Origin of the sequence: Pseudalkalibacillus decolorationis (genome assembly GCF_024609785.1) — a bacterium.
Lineage (GTDB): Bacteria > Bacillota > Bacilli > Bacillales > Fictibacillaceae > Pseudalkalibacillus > Pseudalkalibacillus decolorationis.
Window position 1 is genome coordinate 132,351 of record NZ_JANHJQ010000014.1, and the last position, 7,779, is coordinate 140,129.

Sequence of the window (7,779 nt, forward strand, 5' to 3'; positions counted from 1 at the left end):
TTCCTATACGATTCCATTTAATTATTCATAATGTTTTGCTACAATCGTTGCACATCGCTCACAGAGAGAAGGATGCTTTTCGTTCGTACCAACTGTTTGTGTTACTGTCCAGCAGCGGTCACAAGTTTCACCTTTAGCAGCCTTCGCAAGGATGGCTACACGTTCGAATTGATCCGCTTCTGCTGGTGCTTGGTCTTTTACTCCTGTAACTTTTACATCTGATACAATAAAGAACTTATCAAGGTCAGTTATGGTTGATAGTAGTTCCTTCGTGTGTTCAGTAGGGTACAGCTCGATTGATGCAGCTAATGATTTCCCGATGACTTTTTCGTTTCGCGCATTTTCCAAAGCCTTAAGAACTTCATCACGGATATCCATCATCTGATCCCATTTATTCAGTAATACTGAAGCATTAGGATATTCTGTCACCTCTGGCATTGATGTAAGCTGAACACTTTCTTCTTTTTCCCCAGGAATATACTCCCATACTTCATCTGCTGTATGGGCAAGAATTGGTGCTACTAGCTGAGTTAATGCGACAACACTTTCATAAAGAACTGTTTGCATGGACCGGCGCTTATGATCATCTTCGGCTTCGATATATAACGTATCTTTTGCAAGGTCAAGATAGAATGAACTTAGCTCAATTGTACAGAAGTTGTGAATCGCATTATATACGGTTGAGAACTGGTAATCGTCGTATGCATTTTTTGCCCGTTTTACAAGCTCATTCACTTTCACGAGCATGTATTGATCCAGCTCATTCATATCTTTCCATTCAACACGATGCTTATTAGGATCAAAGCCGTTTAAGTTTCCAAGCATGAAACGTAAAGTGTTTCGGATCTTCCGATAGACTTCAGATACCTGTTTTAAAATGTCATCCGACACTCTTACATCTGCTTGATAGTCAACGGACGAAACCCATAGTCGGATAATATCGGCGCCGAGTTGCTTCATTACCTTGATCGGATCCATAACATTACCAATCGATTTACTCATTTTGCGACCTTGCCCATCAAGGACAAACCCGTGAGTAATGATTGTCTTATAAGGTGCTTTTCCTGTTACAGCAACACTTGTAGATAACGAAGAGTTGAACCAACCACGATATTGATCCGTTCCTTCTAGGTAAACATCTGCCGGACGTACAAGCTCAGATCGTTCCTCTAATACACTTTGGTGTGAAGATCCAGAATCAAACCATACATCCATAATATCTATTTCTTTCGTGAATTCGCCATTCGGACTATGTTCAGAAGTAAATCCTTCAGGTAGGAGATCTTTTGCATCCCATTCAAACCAAATATTCGATCCATGCTCGCGGAATAGATTCGAAATGTGTTCGATGGTTTCATTGCTGATGATTGGTGTATTATCTTCACCGTAGAAGACAGGAATCGGAACACCCCATGCCCGTTGCCTTGAGATACACCAATCTTCCCGATCTTTCACCATATTATGAAGTCGCGTTTCACCCCATAAAGGGTACCATTTTACTTCTTTTACTTCATTTAGAATTTGTTCACGAATTTGCTTGATTGATGCAAACCACTGGTCCGTTACTCGGAAAATGATCGGCTTTTTCGTTCTCCAATCATGGGGATAGGAGTGCGTGATAAACTCTAATTTCAAAAGTAGGCCAGCATCAGTAAGCTTATCTGTCACTAATTTATTTGCCTTATCATAAAACATTCCTTCAAATCCAGGTGCTTCTTCAGTCATATGTCCCTTTTCATCAACAGGACAAAGAATTCCAAGATCATAACGTTTCCCAACCCGGAAGTCATCCTCACCATGGCCAGGGGCGGTATGAACACAACCTGTACCTGAATCTGTCGTAACATGATCACTTAACATAACTAGGGAATCTCGATTATAAAATGGATGTTTCGCCAAAATACGATCAAGATCAGCCCCTTTGACTTTATTAAGAACGGTTGGCTGCTCCCATTCTAATACGGAAGTCAATTCTTCAAGGAGATCTTCCGCTACCAAATATTTGTGTCCACTGGTTTCAACCACAACATACGTATAATCCGGATGTACAGAAATACCTAAGTTTGCTGGAATTGTCCATGGGGTTGTCGTCCAGATAACAATTGAAACATCCTCGTCAATTACACTTCTTCCGTCTGCAATTGGAAATGCCACGTAAATAGACGCTGAGCGTTTGTCCTGGTACTCGATTTCTGCCTCAGCAAAAGCAGACTCTGAAGAAGGAGACCAGTAAACCGGTTTCTTCCCTTTATAGATAAGACCTTTATTTGCCATCTCGCCAAAAACTTTAATTTGTTCAGCTTCATACTCATTCGTTAACGTAATGTAAGGATTCTCCCAATCCCCACGTACACCAAGTCGTTTGAACTGTTCCCTTTGTCGATCCACCTGTTCTAATGCATATTCAGCACACATCTTTCTGAATTCTGCAATTGAATGTTCTTTCCGATTAACCTTTTTTACTTTGGCAAGAGCTGTTTCGATTGGCAATCCGTGTGTATCCCAGCCCGGTACATAAGGTGCATCGAAACCATTCATCGATTTATAACGAACAATGATATCCTTAAGGATCTTATTTTCTGCATGACCCATATGGATATCTCCATTTGCATATGGAGGTCCATCGTGCAGAATAAATTTTGGTAAGCCTTTTGATTTTTCTTGAACCTTTTGGTAAATATCACTCTTATTCCAATTTTCCTGTATTTTAGGCTCTTTGTTCGGTAAACCACCACGCATTGGAAATTCAGTTTTTGGCATTAATAATGTGTCTTTATAGTTCATTTTCTCTCCTGCCTTTCTTCCTATCCATCCATTAAAATAAAGAAAACTTGGTTTAGTCAAGTCTTTAGTTGAGCTGAACCTTAGTTGCACTTATACTTGGAACTTAAACTTTTCTCCATCGCCGATTACACTTAAAGCTAAAAAGTTATACATTCCTAACGTATAAAGAATAACATCAACGTGTAAGTACAAAAAAACCTTCTCAATCCCAAATAGGGACGAGAAGGTTACCCGCGGTACCACCCTAATAGGTGCATATTCAATCTAAACACCCACTTAGCATTCGTTATCGAGAATGAATCGCCGTCGCTTACTAGATTCGTTCAGCTAGGAACTCTGGGGTGATTTTCCGAATTACTGTTTATCAGGCTTACACCAACCCTGATTCGCTTTGAAAAACAGTTAAGACATACTGTCCCCATCTAAGTCTCATATAAGTTTTATACTTGAGAGTATACCCAATTTGAAATCATTTCGTCAAGTTTTACCCTGCCCAATTACCTATTTTTTTCTTAAGATTTCACATTTACATCTTCAATATGATGATTTTCTTCCTCTTCATCGTCTGCAGGCATTAGTCCATCCCAGTCTTCGGTCTTTAACATTTCAAGTTGCGCTTCAATTAACATACGGAATCTTGTCCGATATACGGAAGACTGTTTTTTCAATTCTTCTATATCCAGCATGATCCTTCTGGATTTTGCTAATGCTTCATTAATAATACGGTCTGCGTTTTTTTCGGCTTCTTTAACAATGAGTCGAGCTTCTTTATTCGCATTCCTTTTAACTTCTTCTCCAGTTTCTTGAGCAACAACAATGGATTTGTTCAATGTCTCTTCAATATTAGTGAAGTAGGAAAGCTTCTCTTCAATTTTATGTAGCTTTTCTTGTAAATCCTTCTTATCTCGTAGCACTGTTTCGTAATCTTTAATTACTTGATCAAGAAATTCATTTACATCGTCTTCATCATATCCCCGGAACCCGCGGTTGAACTCTTTGTTATGAATATCTAATGGTGTTAACGGCATATTGCCACCCCCGTATCGATGTCTACCACAATTAACGCTTTAGCCTCAACCATGTTGGTGAGGGACGTTTGTTACATGTTTAGAAAGTATAAAAAATACTTTCTATAGTATAAGCGCAACTAAGGCGATCGCCTACGCTATGGCTTGGCGATCGCCAAGTTTTCTTTATCCCAATGGGACCATTCTTATTTACTTGGTAATTTCGACATTTTTGTTGCTTTTCCTGCATTCATTTTGATTTTTTTATTCCTACGGTTATTTTCCATTTTCCCTTTTTCGTTTGACCGTCTATTTGTAATAATTTAAGTCGACCTAAACCACGGATTGAAATCGTATCCCCTTGTTGAACTTCAGAGGAAGTTTGTTCAATGAGTTTCCAGTTTAATTTAACCTTTTTTCCTTTTATGTATGGTACTACTTTTGATCGGGATAATCGGAATGCTTCAGCAAGAACCGCATCAATTCTGAGTGAAGATACTGTACCATATCCTTCATCCCAACTATCGGAAAGAGGTTCTTGTAATTCTGAATGGTTGATTTTCTGTAAATAAACGTTCGCTTTACCTACAGAAGTAAAATTCATTTCCACATAATCGGAAATTTCTTTCGCAACAACTAGCTGTACTGTTTTATCATTAACAATGATATCGCCAAACTTTTCTCTCTTAATACCAAGATTCATCAATGCACCCAATACATCTGGGTGCTGCACACTTACAAACTTATGAGGGTATTCTAGTTGAAAACACTGAACATTAAAATCCTCATTGACCGGTTCAAAATAGGACGGGTACAACAATCCTCGAGTACGTTCAATCTCATTGTACCCTTCCCAAAACTTAAAATGAATGTCGTTACTTTTCCCAACAAGGGATTCCAGAATATAGCGCTCTCTTGGATCTAGGAAATCTGTTACTTTTACCGAATATTGATCGAGGGCAAGTCTTTTCCATTCTAGTACTTGGTCAACAAACGGTTGCTCTTCTTGTCTAAAATGCTCATATAAAGACATTTCTCACCTACAAATAAAGGAATAAATAATGTATACCTCTTTCAGCAAAGATCAACGCAAATATCGCGACAATTGGCGATAAATCAATCATTCCAAGAGGCGGGATTATTTTGCGGAACTGTGAAAGAAAAGGTTCGCAAATGGAAGCTAAAAACTGCCCAAAAGAAGATTCCCTTGCATTTGGTATCCATGACATAAAGATATATATAATAATTAGCCATCGATAAGCTGTAATAGCAAATACTGCAATTGTTTCGATCATTTCTCTAAAACCACCCTTTTTCTCTATTCATCATCTGTCATTTCAGATATAGCACCCGAAACATCTACATTATCTGGAGTGCACATAAACGTATTCGGTCCAAGCTTTTGAATATCACCGCCAATAGCATAAACGGTACCACTGAGAAAATCCACAATTCGCTTCGCCTGGTCAAGAGGAATACGCTGGAGGTTCATTACAACTGCGCGTCTGTTCGTTAATTGATCTGCAATTTCCTGAGCTTCCGAGTAAACCCTTGGTTCAATCAGAACAACCTTTACCTGTTGCTGAACACTTTGGAGACTTACGATATTTTGGTTCTTTTGATCTTTACGGGATCGAGTCATGGTTTCTAATTCTTCATTATTCGCTTGCTCAATTTCATCGTATTCTCCGTCTTCATAGACCTCATCATCAAATGCGAAAAAATGCTTTAATCTGGATTTAATACCCATTAAGGATAACCTCCCTACATTTCCTTGCCGACTAAAGAGGTTCCGATACGAATAAACGTTGCCCCTTCTTCAACGGCAATTGTATAGTCATTTGACATACCCATTGAGAGTTCAGTACATGGTGCGTGTTCAAGTTTAAGAGCTTGTACATTCTGTTGCAATTGTTTGAGTTCACGGAAAACTTTGCGTAACCGAGCTTCATCATCAATATGAGGAGCCATTGTCATCAGCCCGACGACTTTTATGCGATCATACTGTGAAAGTTTTTCAACAAACGTTTGAACATCACCCGGATTCATCCCATGCTTCGAATGTTCACCTGAAACATTAACTTGAACAAAGCATTTAATGATCCGGTCTGATCGTTTTTGAATCTCTTTTGCAAGTGAGATTCGATCTAACGAGTGAAGGTAGTCAATATGCCCGATAATCTCTTTAACTTTTCTCGATTGAACCGATCCGATAAAATGCCAGTTGACATTCTCCGTAATTTCACTTTGTTTATGTAAAAATCCTTCATCCCGATTTTCACCAAGATGGTGAACTCCTGCTGATAGTGCCTGTCGAGCAGTATTAATACTTACATACTTTGTTACAGCAATGATTGTAACATCGTTAGGATTACGTTTAGAAACCTTACACGCTTCATATATATTGCTGTGGATATTTTTCAAATTATCCTCAATACTCAAGATGCCGATTCTCCCTCCTGTTCACAGTTCACGATAAAACCAAGCATCCGACCCGTTTTTCCGTTTTCTTTTCTATGCGAGAAATAATCATCTACCTGACAACTTGTACAATGGCTCGACTGTCGAATATTTTCAGGTGAAATTCCATTTCGGATCAAGATTTGCTTATTTAACTGTTGTAGATTTAGCTGATAGCTACCATCATGGTTGAATGTGTAAGGTGTTGGTTCTCCCTTGTTAACAACTTTATTGACTTCGTTAATTACACGGTCGTCTACTTCATAGCAACACGATTGTATGGAAGGACCAATTACAACCTCTATATCCTCAACCCGAATACATTCATTCTGAACCCAAAGATTGACCATTTTCTCGGCAATTTGGAGGACTGATCCTTTCCAGCCTGCATGAGCTATTCCAACAATAGAGTGTTGTTTCGAAGAGAAAAATAATGGGACACAGTCCGCAAAAGCAGCAGAAAGGACAACATTAGATTCATTTGTATATAACCCATCTACTCCCATAATGCCCGTTTCATATGATTCTGAACCCTTTGCGCAATCATCTGTTGTTACTTTTTGAATCGACGATGAATGAACTTGTTCTGCAAATACCCATCTCTCTAAAGGTATACCGACATCGGTTGCAAGTCGATGACGATTTTCGACTACACATTCCGAATCATCATTAACGTGTAAGCCTAAATTTAACGTATCATAAGGATCTAGACTAACACCGCCATACCTTGTAGATATACCCGCTATTATTGACGATTCAGAATAACCGGATGAAAATGGTACAATATTAAAATGTGTTTTAATCGTACGTAAAAATGGTTCCTCCATCTATATCCTCTCCATAATAAAGCAATGTTAGCTGTCGAAGGATTGTACAGTTGTTCTTATTTTATCACAAGTTGTTGAACAGTTGTAAGATTGCTCGATTGTTTTCAATTCTTTGCTGAATTATGGTAGCTTGGCGGGGCTAACTGTCCTTGCCCTTCTGTTTGGTCCTCGAACCTCACTAAAATAACATCTTTTCCGATCTTTACAATGTCCCTCCAAGGAATAACAATATCATTCTCTTTTCGCATAAGGCCCATCATTCTTCCTGCTCCAGGTATGATAAGTGCTTCAATTTTACCTGTACTCAAATTAATTTCCAAATCAGCAATATGACCCATCTTCCTTCCATTGGATACATTAACAACATCTTTAACTTGAAATTCCGAGATTTTGATCATGATCTGATCCCGCCCTTTCTTTATTACTAAAATATATATGTTGGATTTGCTTAAAATGAACACTATTTTTTTGAATACATTAGTTATAGTTTCTTTAACATAAGAAAAACCTGAGTGGAGAAAAGCACTCCACTCAGGTCCTTTTTTGTCAGAGAACATCCGATAGCTTGTATTCTACGCCGTGTACCCCTTTGTAATACTCAGGATACATCTCTCCTCCGCATGTCTCACATGAAAACTTAGGTGGAATCGTCGGATCGCCACCATCCATCAAATCAAACTCCCGAACCACATGATACGGGA

8 protein-coding genes and 1 other annotated feature are annotated in these 7,779 nt (G+C 38.7%); all 8 genes read right to left on the reverse strand.

Translation table 11 applies throughout. The annotated features are described in order from the left end of the window. Nucleotides 1-21: 21 nt before the first annotated feature. The 8 genes from ileS to NON16_RS14920 all read right to left on the reverse strand — a co-directional run bounded on the left by ileS (nucleotide 22) and on the right by NON16_RS14920 (nucleotide 7,476). Nucleotides 22-2,784, reverse strand: coding sequence for an isoleucine--tRNA ligase (ileS, locus tag NON16_RS14885; protein ID WP_257350170.1), 2,763 nt, complete (start codon nucleotides 2,782-2,784; stop codon nucleotides 22-24). A 211-nt stretch (nucleotides 2,785-2,995) separates the two neighbouring features. Beyond that, nucleotides 2,996-3,218 (reverse strand) — a binding site (T-box leader). A gap of 78 nt (nucleotides 3,219-3,296) precedes the next feature. Beyond that, nucleotides 3,297-3,812, reverse strand: a complete 516-nt coding sequence (locus tag NON16_RS14890) for a DivIVA domain-containing protein (protein ID WP_257350171.1) — start codon at nucleotides 3,810-3,812, stop codon at nucleotides 3,297-3,299. Between the two features lie 229 nt (nucleotides 3,813-4,041). Next, nucleotides 4,042-4,824 carry a YlmH family RNA-binding protein gene (locus NON16_RS14895; protein WP_257350172.1) on the reverse strand — a complete coding sequence of 261 codons (783 nt, stop codon included), beginning with the start codon at nucleotides 4,822-4,824 and terminating at the stop codon, nucleotides 4,042-4,044. A gap of 7 nt (nucleotides 4,825-4,831) precedes the next feature. Then, complete coding sequence (locus tag NON16_RS14900; RefSeq protein WP_257350173.1) at nucleotides 4,832-5,086, reverse strand: YggT family protein; 255 nt, start codon at nucleotides 5,084-5,086, stop codon at nucleotides 4,832-4,834. Between the two features lie 23 nt (nucleotides 5,087-5,109). Continuing rightward, nucleotides 5,110-5,541 carry a cell division protein SepF gene (locus NON16_RS14905; RefSeq protein WP_257350174.1) on the reverse strand — a complete coding sequence of 144 codons (432 nt, stop codon included), beginning with the start codon at nucleotides 5,539-5,541 and terminating at the stop codon, nucleotides 5,110-5,112. 14 nt (nucleotides 5,542-5,555) lie between these two features. Continuing rightward, on the reverse strand, nucleotides 5,556-6,233 hold the full coding sequence (locus NON16_RS14910) for a YggS family pyridoxal phosphate-dependent enzyme (protein WP_257350175.1): 678 nt from the start codon (nucleotides 6,231-6,233) through the stop codon (nucleotides 5,556-5,558). Continuing rightward, nucleotides 6,230-7,078 (reverse strand): peptidoglycan editing factor PgeF, encoded by an 849-nt coding sequence (gene pgeF, locus NON16_RS14915; protein WP_257350176.1) that lies wholly within the window; start codon nucleotides 7,076-7,078, stop codon nucleotides 6,230-6,232. The genes NON16_RS14910 and pgeF overlap by 4 nt, the downstream gene beginning before the upstream one ends. Before the next feature lie 104 nt (nucleotides 7,079-7,182). Beyond that, on the reverse strand, nucleotides 7,183-7,476 hold the full coding sequence (locus tag NON16_RS14920) for a YlmC/YmxH family sporulation protein (RefSeq protein ID WP_257350177.1): 294 nt from the start codon (nucleotides 7,474-7,476) through the stop codon (nucleotides 7,183-7,185). Nucleotides 7,477-7,779 lie beyond the last annotated feature (303 nt).